The 15557-nt window shown below is 69.7% G+C and carries 15 protein-coding genes; 3 read left to right on the top strand and 12 right to left on the bottom strand.

Annotated elements, in window-relative coordinates; translation table 11 throughout:
• The first annotated feature begins 81 nt into the window (after positions 1-81).
• The gene (locus LK409_RS16470) at positions 82-2295 is read left to right on the top strand and encodes an acyl-CoA dehydrogenase (protein WP_010929183.1); all 2214 of its coding nucleotides are present in this window, start codon (positions 82-84) and stop codon (positions 2293-2295) included.
• Between the two features lie 128 nt (positions 2296-2423).
• Here LK409_RS16470 and def read toward each other — a convergent pair whose 3' ends face one another.
• The 7 genes from def to glyQ form a co-directional block, all read right to left on the bottom strand.
• Complete coding sequence (def, locus tag LK409_RS16465; RefSeq protein WP_003814412.1) at positions 2424-2954, bottom strand: peptide deformylase; 531 nt, start codon at positions 2952-2954, stop codon at positions 2424-2426.
• Between the two features lie 9 nt (positions 2955-2963).
• Positions 2964-3359, bottom strand: a complete 396-nt coding sequence (gene gloA, locus LK409_RS16460) for a lactoylglutathione lyase (protein ID WP_003814410.1) — start codon at positions 3357-3359, stop codon at positions 2964-2966.
• 70 nt (positions 3360-3429) lie between these two features.
• Entirely contained in the window at positions 3430-4338 is a 909-nt protein-coding gene (locus tag LK409_RS16455) for a M48 family metallopeptidase (RefSeq protein WP_010929182.1), read from the bottom strand.
• Positions 4325-5053: a lysophospholipid acyltransferase family protein gene (locus tag LK409_RS16450; RefSeq protein ID WP_010929181.1), complete on the bottom strand. Its 729-nt coding sequence runs from the start codon at positions 5051-5053 to the stop codon at positions 4325-4327. Before LK409_RS16450 ends, LK409_RS16455 begins: the two co-directional genes overlap by 14 nt.
• A gap of 3 nt (positions 5054-5056) precedes the next feature.
• Positions 5057-5596: a D-glycero-beta-D-manno-heptose 1,7-bisphosphate 7-phosphatase gene (gmhB, locus tag LK409_RS16445; protein WP_010929180.1), complete on the bottom strand. Its 540-nt coding sequence runs from the start codon at positions 5594-5596 to the stop codon at positions 5057-5059.
• Positions 5593-7731 carry a glycine--tRNA ligase subunit beta gene (gene glyS, locus LK409_RS16440; protein ID WP_010929179.1) on the bottom strand — a complete coding sequence of 713 codons (2139 nt, stop codon included), beginning with the start codon at positions 7729-7731 and terminating at the stop codon, positions 5593-5595. Before glyS ends, gmhB begins: the two co-directional genes overlap by 4 nt.
• A gap of 1 nt (position 7732) precedes the next feature.
• The gene (glyQ, locus tag LK409_RS16435) at positions 7733-8644 is read right to left on the bottom strand and encodes a glycine--tRNA ligase subunit alpha (protein WP_041937286.1); all 912 of its coding nucleotides are present in this window, start codon (positions 8642-8644) and stop codon (positions 7733-7735) included.
• 289 nt (positions 8645-8933) lie between these two features.
• Here glyQ and LK409_RS16430 point away from each other — a divergent pair, with 289 nt between their 5' ends.
• Positions 8934-10124, top strand: coding sequence for an MFS transporter (locus tag LK409_RS16430; protein ID WP_010929177.1), 1191 nt, complete (start codon positions 8934-8936; stop codon positions 10122-10124).
• Here LK409_RS16430 and LK409_RS16425 read toward each other — a convergent pair.
• From LK409_RS16425 to LK409_RS16405, 5 genes are read right to left on the bottom strand one after another with little or no spacing between them, the layout of a single operon-like run.
• A complete protein-coding gene (locus LK409_RS16425; RefSeq protein WP_010927030.1) occupies positions 10121-10984 on the bottom strand; it encodes an isocitrate lyase/PEP mutase family protein in 864 nt (287 codons plus the stop codon). The genes LK409_RS16430 and LK409_RS16425 overlap by 4 nt on opposite strands.
• The gene (locus LK409_RS16420) at positions 10984-11499 is read right to left on the bottom strand and encodes a LeuD/DmdB family oxidoreductase small subunit (RefSeq protein WP_010929176.1); all 516 of its coding nucleotides are present in this window, start codon (positions 11497-11499) and stop codon (positions 10984-10986) included. Before LK409_RS16420 ends, LK409_RS16425 begins: the two co-directional genes overlap by 1 nt.
• Positions 11496-12758: a 3-isopropylmalate dehydratase large subunit gene (locus LK409_RS16415; protein WP_004566731.1), complete on the bottom strand. Its 1263-nt coding sequence runs from the start codon at positions 12756-12758 to the stop codon at positions 11496-11498. The genes LK409_RS16420 and LK409_RS16415 overlap by 4 nt, the downstream gene beginning before the upstream one ends.
• Before the next feature lie 22 nt (positions 12759-12780).
• Positions 12781-13560: a GntR family transcriptional regulator gene (locus LK409_RS16410; RefSeq protein ID WP_003814390.1), complete on the bottom strand. Its 780-nt coding sequence runs from the start codon at positions 13558-13560 to the stop codon at positions 12781-12783.
• A 21-nt stretch (positions 13561-13581) separates the two neighbouring features.
• Positions 13582-14547, bottom strand: coding sequence for a Bug family tripartite tricarboxylate transporter substrate binding protein (locus tag LK409_RS16405; protein WP_010929175.1), 966 nt, complete (start codon positions 14545-14547; stop codon positions 13582-13584).
• 182 nt (positions 14548-14729) lie between these two features.
• Between LK409_RS16405 and LK409_RS16400 the strand changes: the two genes are divergently transcribed.
• Positions 14730-15497, top strand: a complete 768-nt coding sequence (locus tag LK409_RS16400) for a crotonase/enoyl-CoA hydratase family protein (RefSeq protein ID WP_003820893.1) — start codon at positions 14730-14732, stop codon at positions 15495-15497.
• Positions 15498-15557 lie beyond the last annotated feature (60 nt).

Genomic DNA, 15557 nt, shown 5'->3' with positions numbered 1-15557 from the left:
CAGACTGGCGCGGCATTGGCCGCACCCGGTCAATTCTGGTAACTTGGGTCGCAGAGGCATCGATACGAAAAGGAATTGCGCATGGATTTCAACGCTTGGCGCCGCAGGCGTATCACCGAACCCGCATTTCGCTGGGCGCGCAAGGCCATGCCCGGCATGTCGGACACCGAACGCGAGGCCATCGAGGCCGGCGATGTCTGGTGGGACGCCGACCTGTTCACCGGCAATCCCGATTGGCGCAAGCTGCTGGATGTGCCGCCGGCCGAGCTGACGGCCGCCGAGCAGCGCTTCATCGATGGCCCGGTGGCGCAGCTGTGCGCCATGCTGGACGAATGGGACATCACCTGGTCGCGCCGCGATCTGCCCGAGCCGGTCTGGCAGTTCATGAAATCGCAGCGCTTTTTCGGCATGATCATTCCCGAGCAATACGGCGGCCTGGGCTTTTCTCCGTATGCGCATTCGGAGGTGGTGCGGCGCATTTCGGCTTATTCGATCACGGCGGGGGTGACCGTGATGGTGCCGAATTCGCTCGGACCGGGCGAGCTGCTGCTGCAGTTCGGCACGCCCGAGCAGCGCGAATTCTGGCTGCCGCGCCTGGCCGACGGCACCGAGGTGCCGTGCTTCGGCCTGACCAGCCCCGAGGCCGGCTCGGACGCGGCCTCCATGACCGACACCGGCGTGGTGTGCCGCCAGGTGGTGGATGGACGCGAGATGCTGGGCATACGCCTGAACTGGCACAAGCGCTACATCACGCTGGGGCCGGTGGCCACGGTGCTGGGCCTGGCGTTCAAGCTGTCCGACCCCGAGGGCCTGCTGGGCGGTCCGGCCGATATCGGCATTTCGGTGGCGCTGGTGCCCACCGAGGCGCCCGGCGTGGAAATCGGCCGGCGCCATCTGCCGGCCATGCAGGTATTCCAGAACGGCCCCAACCGCGGCCGCGATGTCTTCGTGCCGATCGAGGCCCTGATCGGCGGACCGGCGCGCGCCGGCCAGGGCTGGCAGATGCTGATGAGCGCGCTGGCCGCCGGCCGCGGCATCTCGCTGCCGTCGCTGTCGGCCGCGGCGGCCGTGGTCAGCGCGCGCGCCACCGGCATGTACGCGCGTATCCGCCGCCAGTTCGGCATCCCGGTCGGCCAGTTCGAGGGCGTGCAGGAGAAGCTGGCGCGGCTGGCGGGCAACGCCTATCTGGTCGAGGCCGCGCGCCGCCTGACCTGCGCGGCGCTGAACCAGGGGCACAAGCCGGCGGTGATCTCCGCCATCATGAAATACCACGCCACCGAGCGCATGCGCGAGTCGGTCGACGACGCGATGGACGTGCACGCCGGCAAGGCGGTGATCGACGGTCCGTCGAACTATCTCGGCAATCTGTATCGCGCGGTGCCCATCGCCATCACGGTCGAGGGCGCCAATATTCTGACGCGCTGCCTGATCGTATTCGGCCAGGGAGCGATCCGCGCCCACCCGTACCTGATGGGCGAGGTGCTGGCTCTGGGCGACCAGGACACCCAGCGCGGCCTGGAGGCCTTCCATGGCCTGTTCTGGAAGCATCTGGGCCACGCCGGCGCCAACACCTTGCGGGCCTGGGGCCGGGCCTGGACCGGCGGGCTGCTGGCGCGCGCGCCGGTCAGCGGACCCACGGCGATCCATTACCGCCAGCTCAGCCGCTACGCGGCGGCGTTCGCGCTGCTGGCCGATGTGGCGCTGGGCGCGCTGGGCGGAGCGCTCAAGCGCCGCGAAATGATTTCGGCGCGCCTGGGCGACATCCTGTCCGAACTGTATCTGCTGTCGGCGGTGCTCAAGCGCTGGGAGGACGAGGGGCGCTGCCACGGCGACCTTGCCCTGGTGCGCTGGTGCATGGAGGATGGCCGCCATCGCATCGAGACCCGCATCGACCAGGTGCTGTCCAACCTGCCCAACCGGCCCTTGGCATGGCTGGTGCGCGCGCTGATCCTGCCCGTGCGGCTGGCGCGCGGCCCCTCGGATGCGCTGACGCGCGAATGCGCGGCCTTGCTGCTGTCGCCGTCGCGCACGCACGACCGGCTGGCGGCCGACCTGCAGCGCGATGGCGACGATCCGCTAGGCCGCCTGGAGCGCGCCTTTGCCCTGGTGACGGCGGTGCAGCCCCTGCTGGACCGCCTGCGGCGCGAAGGCGTGCCGGATTGGCGCGACGCGCTGCGCGGCGGCGCGCTGACGCCCGAGCAGGCGGCCGAGATCGAGGCCGCCGAGGCAGCGGTGGCGGGCGTGCTGGCGGTCGATGATTTCGCGCCGCAGGAGCTGACCGGCCGCGGGCGGTAGCGGGCGCAGGCTCCGGGTGCGTGGGTGCCTGTCCCAACTGCGGCCAGTGTGCCTGTCCCCGCTGGGACAGGCACACTGCGGCTTGACGGCCAAGACCGTATCCGTCCCCGCGGGGACAGGCGCCTGGATCAGTCGGCGTTCGGGTCCATCTCCGGAAACAGCACCTCGGTGTAGCCGAACTTGGTCAGGTCGCGGATACGGGTGGGGTAGAGCCGGCCGATGAGGTGGTCGCATTCGTGCTGCACCACCCGGGCGTGGAAGCCTTCGGCTTCGCGTTCGATGCGCTGGCCGGCGGGGTCGTAGCCGCTGTAGCGGATATGGCGGTAGCGCGGCACCAGGCCGCGCAGGCCGGGTACCGACAGGCAGCCTTCCCAGCCGTCTTCCATCTCGTCCGACAGCGGTTCGATGACCGGGTTGCACAGGATGGTGCGCGGCACGGCTGGCGCGTCCGGGTAGCGGTCGTTGCGCTCGAACCCGAAGATCACCAGCTGCAGATCCACGCCGATCTGCGGCGCGGCCAGGCCCACGCCCTGGGCGTGCGCCATGGTCTCGAACATGTCGTCGATCAGCGCGCGCAGTTCGGGCGTGTCGTAGCGCTCGACCGGCGCGGCCACGCGCAGCAGGCGCGGGTCGCCCATCTTGAGTATGGCGTGGATCATGGCGGGGCCTCAGTCGTTGCGACCCTTTTTCTGGATGAACTCGATCTTGTAGCCGTCCGGATCCTCGACGAAGGCGATGACCGTGGTGCCGTGCTTCATGGGGCCGGCCTCGCGGGTGACCTTGCCGCCTTTTTCCTTGACCTTGTCACAGGCCTCGTAGGCATTGTCGACTTCGATGGCGATGTGGCCGTAGCCGGTGCCCAGGTCGTATTTCTCGGTGTCCCAGTTGTGGGTCAGCTCGATGGCGGCGGCTTCGCTTTCGTCCTGGTAGCCGACAAAGGCCAGGGTGAAGCGGCCATCCGGGTAGTCTTTGCGGCGCAGTTCGCGCATGCCCAGCACGCTGGTATAGAAATCGATGGATTTATCCAGGTTGCCGACGCGCAGCATGGTATGCAACAGACGCATGATGAACTCCTCATGGGTAAAACGTCCAGGGCGTCATTGTAGCAAATCCGCCGCGCCAGCCGGCGCGGGCTCAGAACTGCGGCAGGGTGGCGGGATCGTGGCGCCGCAGTACGTTCTTGGCGTCCTCGAAGCCGGGCAGGATATGGCCGACTTCGGTCCAGAAGTCCTGGCTGTGGTTCATCTCGCGCAGATGGGCCAGTTCGTGGGCGATGACGTAATCGATGATGGTCGGCGCGAAGTGGATCAGGCGCCAGTTGAGCATGATGTTGCCGTCGCTGGTGCACGAGCCCCAGCGGGTGGCGGCCGAGGACAGCCGCCAGCGCCGGATGCGCAGGCCGGTGAGCTGCAGGAAGTGCGCCAGGCGGGCGCCGAACCAGGCTCCGGCGCGCTGTTGCAGCCATGCCTGGGCGGCGTCGCGGATGCGCGCCTGGTCGGCATCGACGGGCAGCGCCAGCCACAGGGTGTCGCCGTCGCAGGGCGCGTCGGCATCGCCCGACAGGCAAGCCTGGCGGCGTTCGGCGCCCAGGCCGAGAACGATGCGCTTGCCCAGGTAGGGCAGTTCGCCGCCGGCCTGCCAGCGCGTGTGCGCCATGGCCAGTTGTTCCTTGCGGGCGTGCCAGTCGCGCAGCTTGGCAAGGATCCAGCGCGCCTTCTCGCGCACGGCATCATCGATCTGTCCCAGCGTGACCCAGTTGGGCGCGGTGACGCGCAGCCCGTCGTCGGCCACCACGAAGCCGATGCTGCGGCGGCGCGAGCGCAGCAGCACGAAGCCGATGGGTTGTTGTTCGGTATGGACTTCGCGCCAGCGCGCGCCGGGCGGCAGCGGATCGGGGCACGGGGTGGCGATGGCGGCCGGCGCGGGCGGCGCCGGCCGGGCCTTGGGCGTCTTGCGCGGCGGCGCGCCCGGCGGCGCCGCGCTGGCCGGATCCGCCGGCGGCGCGACGTCGAACAGCAGTTCCAGCTGATCAGGCTTGGCCATACCTTTCGGGATTGAGAACACGCATCTCGCCTTCGATCCAGGCCTGTACTTTGCCGTTGAGGACTTCAGGGGCGACGTCCTGCGATTCTATCGCGGGGCCGATCGAGACGGTAATCAGGCCGGGGCGCTTGACGAAGGCATTGCGGCGCCAGCATTCGCCGGCGTTGTGCGCCACCGGGATGATGCGCGCGCCGGTGCGCGAAGCCAGCAGCGCGCCGCCCATCTTGAAGCGGCCGGTCTTTCCGGGCGGCACGCGCGTGCCCTCGGGAAACAGCAGCGGCCAGCGGCCTTCGTCCAGGCGCACCTGGCCCTGGCGCACGACCTGCTCGAAGGCGTCACGGCCCTTGGCGCGATCGATGGGGATCATGCGCAGCAGCGCCAGGCCCCAGCCGAAGAACGGCACCATGTGCAGTTCTTTCTTGTAGACGAAGCACACTTCGCGCGGCATGTGGGCCGGGAAGAACAGCGTCTCCCAGGCGGACTGGTGCTTGGAGAGCAGGATGGCGGGACCGTCGGGCAGGTTCTCGGCGCCCTTGATGCGCCAGCGGATGCCGCAGATCACGCGCGCGCCCCAGATGGCCAGGCGCGGCCAGCCCACGGTCAGGCGATAGCGCCAGTGCAGCGGCAGCGGCGCCCACAGGATGCAGGCGAACGCATAGGGAATGACGGTGACGATCAGGAACAGTGCATACAGCGCCGAACGCAGCCAGGCCATGGATCAGGCCTCCTGCAGCAGTTGCTCGGCCACCGCGGCCAGGTCCTCGCATACGCGCGTGCTTTCGGGCAGGCCGCCCTGCGCCAGCGTCTTGCGGCCGTTGCCGGTCTGCACCAGCCACGGCGCACAGCCTGCCTGCGCGGCCGCCTGCAGGTCGCGCAGCGAGTCGCCCACCGCCGGCACGCCGGCCAGGTCGACGTCGTAGCGGCGCGCGATGTCGCGATACATGCCCGGCAGCGGCTTGCGGCACGCACAGCCGTCGTCCGGCCCGTGGGGGCACATGAAAATGGCGTCGACGACACCGCCCATCTGCGCCAGCGCGCGGTGCATCTTGTCGTGGATGGCGTTGAGCGTGGCCGTGTCGAACAGCCCGCGCGCAAGCCCCGACTGGTTGGTGGCCAGCACCACCGTCCAGTCGGCCTGCGTCAGGCGCGCGATGGCCTGCAGGCTGCCAGGCAGCGCGATCCATTCGTCCGGCGATTTGACGAAGGCATCGCTGTCCTGGTTGACCACGCCGTCACGGTCGAGAATGATCAGTTTCACTGGGCCAGCCTGGAAATGTCGGCCACCTGGTTCATGAGGCCGTGCAGTTGGCCCAGCAGCGCCAGGCGGTTGGCGCGCAGCGCCGCGTCGTCGGCCATCACCATGACATCGGCGAAGAAGGCGTCCACCGGCTCGCGCGCTTGCGCCAGCGTGGCCAGGCTGGCGGCGAAATCGCCCGCCTGCAGCTGGGCCCGGGCTTGCGGCCGCAGTTGCGCCACGGCCTCGGCCAGTGCCTTTTCGGCCGGGTCCTGCACCAGCGCGGCATCGACCGCGCCGATTTCCCCTTCGGCCTTCTTGAGCAGGTTGCCGATGCGCTTGTTGGCCGCGGCCAGACTGGCCGCCGCCGGCAGTTGCGCGAAGGCGGCCACCGCGCGTACGCGTGCGGCCACCTGGTGCAGCGGCGGCGCCAGCGCGATGACGGCCTCGACCGCGTTGCGGTCGTGTTCGCCGATCAGCTGGTTGCGGTAGCGTTCGTAGATGAAGGCGCGCACCTCGGCCAGGGTGTCGGCGCCGATCTTGCCGTCCGGGAAGGCCTGCGCGGCCAGCGCCAGCAGGCCGTCCAGCGACAGCGGGCCGTCTTCGCTGACCTTCAGCCAGCCGCCGGCGGCCAGTTGCTCGAAGGCGCTGATCAGGCCCAGCGCGGCGCGGCGCAGGCCGAACGGGTCGCGCTCGCCGGTGGGCGCCAGGCCGATGCTCCAGATGCCGACCAGGGTTTCGATGCGCTCGGCGATGAACAGCGTGGCCGCGGTCAGCGTGGCGGCGTCGACCGGCGCGTCATAGCGGTTGCGGTATTGCGTGCGCAGGGCGGTGACCACGTCGGCGGGCTCGCCGTCGCCCTGGGCGTAGTAGGCGCCCATGATGCCCTGCAGCTCGGGGAACTCGCCCACCATGTTCGAGCCCAGGTCGGCCTTGGCCAGCAGCGCGGCGCGGTCGCAATGGGCGGCGTCGCCGCCCAGCGCCGTGGCGATGCCGCGCGCGATGGCGCGCACGCGCTCGACGCGTTCGAGCTGGGTGCTCAGCTTGTTGTGGTAGACGATGCTGCCCAGCTGCTCGACGCGCGCGGCCAGCGGGGTCTTGCGGTCGGTCTCGAAGAAGAACTGGGCGTCGGCCAGGCGCGGACGCACCACGCGCTGGTTGCCTTCGACGATGTTGGCCGGGTCGGCCACCTGCATGTTGCTGACGATCAGGAAGCGGTGCGTCAGCTTGCCGCTGGCCGGGTCGAACAGCGGGAAGTACTTCTGGTTCAGCCGCATGGTCAGGATCAGGCACTCCTGCGGCACTTGCAGGAACTGTTCCTCGAACTGCCCGACATAGACCGTGGGGTGTTCGACCAGGGCGGTCACTTCGTCCAGCAGGGCCGTGACTTCGGGGTCGTCGCCCAGCGTGGCGCCCAGCCGTTGCGCGTGCTCGTCGAGCAGGCGCGAAATCTCGGCGCGGCGCGCCTCGAACGAGGCAATGACGCGGCCGCGCTCGGCCAGGTCGGCCTCGTAGCCTTGGGCCGTGGCGAGCTCGATGGCGCCGTTGCTCTGGAAGCGGTGCCCCTGCGTGGCGCGGCCGGCCTGCAGGCCCAGCGCCGCGATCGGCACGATGTCGGCGCCGAACAGGGCCACCAGCCCGTGCGCCGGGCGCACGAACTTGACGGTGGTCTGGCCGTCGGCCAACTGGTAGCGCATCACCTTGGGAATGGGCAGGCCGTCGATGGCGGCGTCCAGCCCCTCCTGCAGCCCGACGGCCAGTTGCGCGCCGGCGGCCGTGCCGCGCGCCACCAGGTATTCCTGCTTGCCATCGGACTCGCGTTCCAGCGTGGCCGGATCCAGGCCTTCCAGGCCCTTGGCGGCCAGCTTCTTGGCCAGCGCGGCGGTGGGCTGGCCGTTGGCGTCCAGGCCGACCTTCACCGGCATCAGTTTCTCGGCGTAGGCCTGCTCGGGGGCCTGGGCCAGCACGGCCGACAGGCGCACCGCCAGCCGGCGCGGCGTGGCGAAAGGCTCGACCGCGCAGCCGTCGGCCAGCAGATGGTGGCGCGCCAGGGTGGCGCGCACGCCTTCGGCGAACGCCTGGCCCAGCTTCTGCAAGGCCTTGGGCGGCAGTTCTTCGGTAAACAGTTCAACCAGCAGGGGGCGGATATCGGTGGTCATGTCAGGCTGCCTCCCCGGCGGCCTTGCGGCCGGCAAGCATGGGGAAGCCCAGTCGTTCGCGGGAGTCGTAGTAGGCCTGCGCGACGGCGCGCGACAGGTTGCGGATGCGGCCGATGTAGGCGGTGCGCTCGGTCACGCTGATCGCGCCGCGCGCATCCAGCATGTTGAAAGTGTGGGCAGCCTTCAGCGCCGCCTCGTAGGCCGGCAGGGCCAGCGGCACGTCCATCAGGCGCTTGGCCTCGGCTTCGTAATCGTTGAAGTGCGCAAACAGCATGTCGGCCGACGCGTGCTCGAAGTTGTAGGTCGATTGCTCGACCTCGTTCTGGTGGAACACGTCGCGGTAGTAGACGCGGTTGCCGTTGGCGCCTTCGGTCCAGACCAGGTCGTAGACGCTTTCGACGTCCTGCAGGTACATCGCCAGGCGTTCCAGGCCGTAGGTGATCTCGCCGGTCGTGGGCGTGCAGTCCAGGCCGCCGACTTGCTGGAAGTAGGTGAACTGGGTGACTTCCATGCCGTTGAGCCAGACTTCCCAGCCCAGGCCCCAGGCGCCCAGCGTGGGGTTTTCCCAGTCGTCCTCGACGAAGCGGATGTCGTGTTGCGTGGGGTCGATGCCCAGCGCCTTGAGCGAGCCGATGTAGAGGTCGAGGATTTCGGGCGGCGCGGGCTTGAGCACGACCTGGTACTGGTAGTAGTGCTGCAGGCGGTTCGGGTTTTCGCCGTAGCGGCCGTCCTTGGGGCGGCGCGAAGGCTGCACGTAGGCGGCGCGCCACGGCTCGGGGCCGATGGCGCGCAGGAAGGTGGCCGTGTGCGAGGTGCCGGCGCCGACTTCCATGTCGTACGGCTGCAGCAGGGCGCAGCCTTGTTTGTCCCAATAGTCCTGGAGCGTGAGGATGATTTGCTGGAAGGTGAGCATAGGGGTAAGGAAGTCGGGGCGCGGCAGGCCGCGCGCCAGCCGGCAGCGTGGAAAACCCGCCATTTTAACTGGCCTTGGCGCAGACGGCGGATACGTCCCTTTTTGGCCGTCCGCGGAGCGGCCGCCGTTCGCCGTGTCGCACGACGGTGTGCCTGTCCCAGTGGGGACAGGCACACCGCGCCGCGGATGTCAGCGCCCGTCCGGGGACAGGCACACGCTGCCGCGAATGTCGGTCCCCATGCGGGACAGGTCCTAGAATACAGGTCGGCCCCCACTTCCTGTTCCCATCGTGTCCGACCACGACGCTTCGTTCAACCTCAAAGACATTGCCGTTCCCGCCTTCGGCCCCTCCATCCTCTATGGCGTGAGCAATGGCGCCATCCTGCCCGTGGTGGCGCTTACCGCACGGGAACTGGGCGCATCGCTGGCTACCTCGGGCCTGATCGTGGGCCTGGTCGGCATCGGTTCGCTGGTCAGCAACATCCCCGCCACGATGTTCACCTCGCGCCACGGCGAGCGGCGCTCCATGGTGGGCGCGGCGGCGCTCAGCGTGGTGGCGCTGCTGCTGTGCATCTTCGCCGGCACGCTGTGGATGCTGGCGACCGGCGTGTTCATGGTCGGCATGGCGTCCTCGGTCTTCCTGCTGGCGCGGCAGGGCTACATGATCGACGCCGTGCCCGCCTACATGCGCGCGCGCGCCCTGTCCACGCTGGCCGGCACCATGCGCATCGGCGTGTTCGCCGGGCCGTTCGCCGGCGCGGCGCTGATCCACTTCATGGGCCTGCAGGGCGCGTACTGGGTGGCGGCAGTGGCCATGACCGGGGCCGGCCTGATTGCGTGGTTCGCGCCCGACATGGCGCCGCCGCGGCGCCGCGGCGAGGCGGCCGTCGCCCGGCCGCGGCTGCTGGACGTGGCGCGCGCGCATCGCCAGGTATACCTGACGCTGGGGCTGGGCATCCTGCTGGTCAGCGCGGTGCGCGCGTCCCGGCAGGTGGTGATCCCGCTGTGGGCCGACCACCTGGGCGTCAACCCGGCGACCACCTCGCTCATTTATGGCCTGGTGGCGGCGATCGACATGTCGGTGTTCTATCCGGCAGGCATGCTGATGGACCGGCGCGGGCGGCTGTGGGTGGCGGTGCCCTCGACGCTGCTGATGGGCTGCGCCCTGATCGGCACCTCGCTGACCAGCGGCGTGGCCGGTTTCGTGATCGTGGCGATGATGCTGGGCATGGGCAACGGCATTGGCTCGGGCATTGTCATGACGCTGGGCGCCGACGCGGCGCCTGCGTCCGGGCGTACCGAGTTCCTGGGCCTGTGGCGCCTGATGTCCGACCTGGGCGGCAGCCTGGGGCCGGTGGCGCTGTCCGGCATCACCGCGCTGGTGTCGCTGGCCGCCGGGGTGGCGGCCATGGGCGGGGTGGGCCTGGCCGCCGCCGCCGTGTTCTGGCACTGGCTGCCGCGCGGCCAGGCGCCGCGCTAGCGGTAGCGCTCGGCCGTCTCCAGCAGGGCGGGGGTGCCGATCAGCGCGTTGAGCTGGTCGAAGTCCAGCATGCGCGCGCGCCAGGGGGCGGTGGTGCCGTGCTCGCGCAGGCTGCCGTAATAGTCCTGCAGCGCATGCGATACGGCGCGCGCCGTGCCGCCCGGGAAAATCACGATGCGAAAGCCGCGCTCGGCCAGCGCCTGGGCGCTTTCGACGGGCGTCTGGCCGCCTTCCACCATATTGGCCAGCAGCGGCACCCGCGCGGCGAAGCGGGCGCAGGCGGCGTCGAGCTGCTGCGGCGAGCGCAGCGCCTCGATGAAGAGGGCGTCCACGCCGCATTCCAGGTAGCGTTCGGCCCGCTCGAACGCGGCGTCGATGCCCTCGACCGCGACCGCGTCGGTGCGGGCCAGGATCAGCGTGCCGTCGCTGGCGCGGGCATCCAGGGCGGCGCGCAGCTTGCCGCACATCTCGTCGGCCGGGACCAGCGATTTACCCGCCAGGTGCCCGCAGCGCTTGGGAAAGTCCTGGTCTTCCAGCTGGATCATCGCGGCGCCGGCGCGCTCGAAGCCGCGCACGGTGCGCTGCACATTGAGGGCGTTGCCGAAGCCGGTGTCGGCGTCGACGATCACCGGGCAGCGCACGCGCTCGGTGATGCGCGCCAGCACGTCCTCGACTTCGCTGTAGGTGGTCAGGCCGACGTCGGAGCGGCCCAGGCGGGTGTAGGCGATCGAGGCGCCCGACAGGTAGACGGCGTCGAAGCCGGCCTGTTCGGCGATCAGCGCCGACAGCGCATCGTAGACGCCGGGGGCCAGCAGGGTCTGGCCGGCGGCCAGCTTGTGTTTCAGGGATGCAGGGGTCATCAGGCTTTCATCGGGTAACGCGGCAGCGAGCCGTCGGTCAGCCGCCGCTTCAATTGCATGAGCAGGCCGCCCGCCTGCACCATGTCGAGCAGGAAGGCGGGCACGGGCTCGCAGGGCAGGGGCATGCCGTCGGCGCGCAGCACGCGCTGGTTGGGCAGGTCGATGCGGATCCGTTCGCCCTCGGCGATCTCGCCGGCGCGATCGCAGGTCAGCAGCAGCAGGCCCACGTTGAAGGCGTTGCGGAAATACAGGCCGCTGTAGCTGGGCGCGATGACCGCGCGCAGGCCCAGTTGCACCAGGGCGGCGGCGGCCTGCTCGCGCGAGGAGCCGATGCCGAAATTGCGTCCGGCCACCAGCACGTCGCCCGGCCGCACGCCGCCGGCGAAGTCGGGGCGTACGCCTTCGAGGCAATGGCGCGCGATATCGGCGATGCCGAGTTTCATATAGGCGCCCGGGGCGAGCTGGTCGGTATCGACATCGTCGCCCACGCGCCAGGCTTGGTGCGTTTCGCTCATGACAGGACCTCGCGCGGGTCGGCGATGCGGCCGGCCAGGGCCGAGGCCGCCACGGTGTACGGGGACGCCAGGTAGACCCGGGCGCTGGCCGCGCCCATGCGGCCCTTGAAGTTGCGGGCCGTGGTGGAAATCACATTGGCGCCGTCCGGGATGGAGCCGCCGTAGCCGGAACAGGCGCCGCAGGTGGTGGGCAGCACCGTCGCGCCGGCCTCGACCAGCGCCGGCAGCACGCCTTCGTCCTGCGCGCGCGCCTGGTCGCGCTGGCTGGCCGGGGCCACCAGCAGGCTGACGCCCGGGGCCACGCGGCGGCCGCGCAAGACCTGCGCGGCCGCGCGCAGATCGTCCAGCTTGGCGCCGGTGCACGCGCCGATATAGGCTACCTGCACGGCGGTGTCGGCGTATGCCTGGACCGGGGCGGCGTTGGCCGGACTGTGCGGCGCCGCCACGTAGGGCGGCAGGCTGTCGGCGTCGTACTCGTGCCATTGGGCGGGCGCATCCGGATCGGACTGCCAGCGCGCGGTATCGGGCTCGGGCGCGCCGGCCTGGCGCAGGTACTGAGCAGTGGTCCGGTCGGGCGCGATCAGGCCGGCCTGGGCGCCCAGTTCGGCCGACATGTTCGACAGCGTCATGCGTTCCTGCATGGACAGGGCGCGCACCGCTTCGCCGCAGAACTCCACGGCCTGGTAGCGCCCGCCGTTCATGCCGTGCAGGCCTATCATGTGCAGCATCATGTCCTTGGCCATGACGCCCGGGCGCAGCCGGCCGCGCCAGTGCATCATCAGCGTGTCGGGCACGCGCATCCAGATTTCGCCGCTGCTGACCACGCCCAGCATCTCAGTGCTGCCCACGCCGAACATATAGGCGCCGAAAGCGCCGCCGGTGGGCGAATGGGAGTCGCCGCCCACGCAGAACATGCCGGGGCGCACATGGCCGTGTTCCGGCACCACCACGTGGCAGATGCCCAGCGAGTCGTACACGTGCGGCAGGGCCTGTTCGCGCGCCCAATCGCGGGCGATGCGCACGATGCGGCGCGATTCGTCATCGGACTCGGGCACGTAATGGTCCATGACCAGCACGATGCGGGAGCGGTCCCACAGGCCGGTGCCCAGCTCTTCGAGCATGGGCTGCAGGCGGCGCGGGCCGCTGGAATCGTGGAACATGGCCAGGTCGACCTTGCAGGTCACGATCTCGCCGACGCGCACGGCGTCGCGGCCGGCGGCGGCGGCCAGCAGTTTCTGGGCTAGCGTCTGGGCAGGCATGAGGGCGTCTGGGAGGTTTCGGTCAGGCGCGCCGCGGCGCGCCGGCGGGCAGCCAGGTAGGCTGGCCCGGCGTATCGTGGGCCTGCATATCCAGGCGGTATTCGTAGCGGTCGGGCCGGTACAGGGCATGCAGCCATTCCACCGGCCGGCCGGCGTCGTCGCGCACCAGGCGTTGCAGGCTGAGCAGGGCCGAGCCGACCGGCACGTCCAGCGCGCCGGCCGTGCCGGGCTCGGCCAGCACCGCCGAGATCGATTGCTGGGCGCGCGCCACGCGCACGCCCAGGTCGCGGAAGATCGCCAGCAGGGGCTTGGCGCCCAGGTCCTCGCGGCGGATGCGCTGGCCGATTTCGCCCGGCACGTACGTGACCAGGTACGAAAACGGCAGGCCCTGGTGGCTGCGTACCCGCACCGCCCGCTGTACCGGCGCGCCGGCTGGCAGTTCGAGCTGCGCCGCCACCTGCGGGGTGGCCGGCACGGTGTCGAGTTCGAGCAGGTTCACCTGGGTATGCATGCCCATGCGGGCCAGGTGCGCCATCAGCGTGTCGATGTCGGCGCTGTGCTGCGGCGCCGACAGGATCGCGCCCTCGGCGGCGAAAGTGCCCCGCCCCTGGCGGCGCTCGATCAGGCCTTCGGACTCCAGCGCCTCGAGCGAGCGCCGTATCGTCAGGCGCGAGACGCCGTATTCGGCCGCCAGCGCGTTCTCGCCGGGCATCGCCGCGTTCAGGGCGAAGCCGCCCGATTGCAGGCGCTGCTTCAGCAGCAGATAGACCTTGTGATACAGGGGCAAGGGGCTGTCGGGCACGGGGGCTCCAGTCGGTTGGGTTCAGTCCACCGTGGCGCCGGTGAACTTGACGAGTTCGGCGTAGCGTTCGATGTCCTTGCGCACGAATTCGTCCAGTTCCTGCGGGCTGCTGCTGACCGCGGTGGCCGCCTCGCCTTCGAGCAGCTTGCGGAACTCGGGCGTGTCGACCGCCTTGCGGGCGGCGGCGTTCAGCGCCGCGACCGTCTCGGGCGGCAGGCCGGCCGGGCCGAACAGGGCGAACCATGCGTTGGATTCGAAACCCTTGATGGTATCGCCGATGGGCGGCACGCCGGGGAATTGCGGCAGCGGCTGCGGGCTGGTGACGCCCAGCGCCTTGAGCGCGCCGCTCTTGATGTGCGGCAGGGCGTTGAGCGAGCTGGCGACCATCATGTCCACCTGGCCGCCGAGCAGGTCGGTGATGGCCGGCGACGTGCCCTTGTACGGCACGTTGAGGATGTCCAGCCCCGCCATCATCTTCATGCGCTCGCCGGACATGTGCAGCGAGGAGCCGATGGCGCCCAGCGCCATGGTGTACTTGCCCGGACTGGCTTGCACCAGCGAAACGAACTCCGGCATGGTCCGGGCCGGGAAGTCCTTGCGCGTGACCAGCACGCTGGGCACGTTGGCCAGCATGCTGATGGGCGTGAAGTCGCGCACCGGGTCGAACGGCAGGTTGCGGTACAGGCTGGCGTTGATCGAGAAACTGGTGAAGGTGACCAGCAGGGTGCTGCCGTCGGCCTTGCCCTTGGCGACATAGTCGGCCGCGATGTTGCCGCCCGCGCCGGGCTTGTTCTCGACCAGCACGGTGCGCTTGAGGTCCTGCGCCATGTGCTGGGCGATGCTGCGCGCGACGGTGTCGGTGGTGCCTCCGGGCGGGGCGCCCACGACCAGCTTGATGGCATTGTTCTGCGCCGAGGCCGGCGCCAGCGGCAGGGCCAGCGCGCCAAACAGTGCGCAGCCGGCGGCCAGGCGTTGCAATCCCTGCATATTCGTCTCCTGATATGTTGTATTGATGATAATACAAGTGTACCGGAGATTTGAAGCGTCTCGCAAGTGAAGGTCAGCGCAGTCTGAAGCGGGGGTCGGAGCAATGGTCGTATGATGCGGGTCTGTCGAGTCTTATATAAAAGTCGGGGCCCGGCCCCATGCGCATACGGAAGGAGCATTGCATGTCAGAACTGGTCAAGGTGGAAATCGCCGACGGCATCCAGATCATCACGGTCAACCGTCCCGAAGCCAGGAACGCCATCAATTTCGAAACGGCGCAGGCCATGGCCGCCGCGCTGGACCAACTCGATGAGCGCGACGACGTGCGTATCGGCATCCTGACCGGCGCGGGCGGCACGTTCTCGGCCGGCATGGACTTGAAGGCGTTCGCCCGGACCGGACAGCGCCCGTCGCTACCCGAGCGTGGCTTTGCCGCCCTGACCGAACGCCCGCCGAAGAAACCGCTGATCGCGGCGGTCGAGGGCTATGCGCTGGCCGGTGGCTGCGAAATGGCCCTGAGCTGCGATCTGCTGGTGGCCGCCGACAATGCCAAGTTCGGCCTGCCCGAAGTCAAGCGCGGCCTGGTGCCGGGCGCCGGCGGCATGCTGCGCCTGCCGCGCCGGCTGCCGTACCACATCGCCATGGAAATCATCCTGACGGGCGATTTCCTGGATGCGTCGCGCGCCCATGCGCTGGGCCTGGTCAACCGCCTGACGGCGGCCGGCGGCGCGCTGGAAGGCGCGCTGGCGCTGGCCCGCGTCATCGTCGAGAACGGCCCGCTGGCGGTGCAGGTTGCCAAGAGCATCGTCGCGCAATCGGGCGACTGGGACCAGGAAACCATGTTCGACCGCCAGCGTCCGCAGGTCACCGAAATCTTCACCTCGGCCGACGCCAAGGAAGGCGCCACCGCCTTCGCCGAGAAGCGCAAGCCTGTCTGGCAAGGCAAATAAAACAGGCCGCATGGCGCGGCGGGCCTGACCGCCGCGCGCCCATTGTTCATCCATCCTCGC

Source organism: Bordetella parapertussis, from assembly GCF_020735925.1.
GTDB classification, from domain to species: domain Bacteria; phylum Pseudomonadota; class Gammaproteobacteria; order Burkholderiales; family Burkholderiaceae_B; genus Bordetella; species Bordetella pertussis.
Note: the sequence above shows the minus strand (reverse complement) of the source record. Positions and strands in the feature narration are given on the sequence as shown.

Bases quoted from the DNA above. Each gene is read 5' to 3' on its own strand.
- LK409_RS16470 (WP_010929183.1), top strand. From the start codon at position 82: ATGGATTTCAACGCTTGGCGCCGCAGGCGTATCACCGAACCCGCATTT.
- def (WP_003814412.1), bottom strand. From the start codon at position 2,954: ATGATCCACGCCATACTCAAGATGGGCGACCCGCGCCTGCTGCGCGTG.
- gloA (WP_003814410.1), bottom strand. From the start codon at position 3,359: ATGCGTCTGTTGCATACCATGCTGCGCGTCGGCAACCTGGATAAATCC.
- LK409_RS16455 (WP_010929182.1), bottom strand. From the start codon at position 4,338: ATGGCCAAGCCTGATCAGCTGGAACTGCTGTTCGACGTCGCGCCGCCG.
- LK409_RS16450 (WP_010929181.1), bottom strand. From the start codon at position 5,053: ATGGCCTGGCTGCGTTCGGCGCTGTATGCACTGTTCCTGATCGTCACC.
- glyS (WP_010929179.1), bottom strand. From the start codon at position 7,731: ATGACCACCGATATCCGCCCCCTGCTGGTTGAACTGTTTACCGAAGAA.
- glyQ (WP_041937286.1), bottom strand. From the start codon at position 8,644: ATGCTCACCTTCCAGCAAATCATCCTCACGCTCCAGGACTATTGGGAC.
- LK409_RS16425 (WP_010927030.1), bottom strand. From the start codon at position 10,984: ATGACCCCTGCATCCCTGAAACACAAGCTGGCCGCCGGCCAGACCCTG.
- LK409_RS16420 (WP_010929176.1), bottom strand. From the start codon at position 11,499: ATGAGCGAAACGCACCAAGCCTGGCGCGTGGGCGACGATGTCGATACC.
- LK409_RS16415 (WP_004566731.1), bottom strand. From the start codon at position 12,758: ATGCCTGCCCAGACGCTAGCCCAGAAACTGCTGGCCGCCGCCGCCGGC.
- LK409_RS16405 (WP_010929175.1), bottom strand. From the start codon at position 14,547: ATGCAGGGATTGCAACGCCTGGCCGCCGGCTGCGCACTGTTTGGCGCG.
- LK409_RS16400 (WP_003820893.1), top strand. From the start codon at position 14,730: ATGTCAGAACTGGTCAAGGTGGAAATCGCCGACGGCATCCAGATCATC.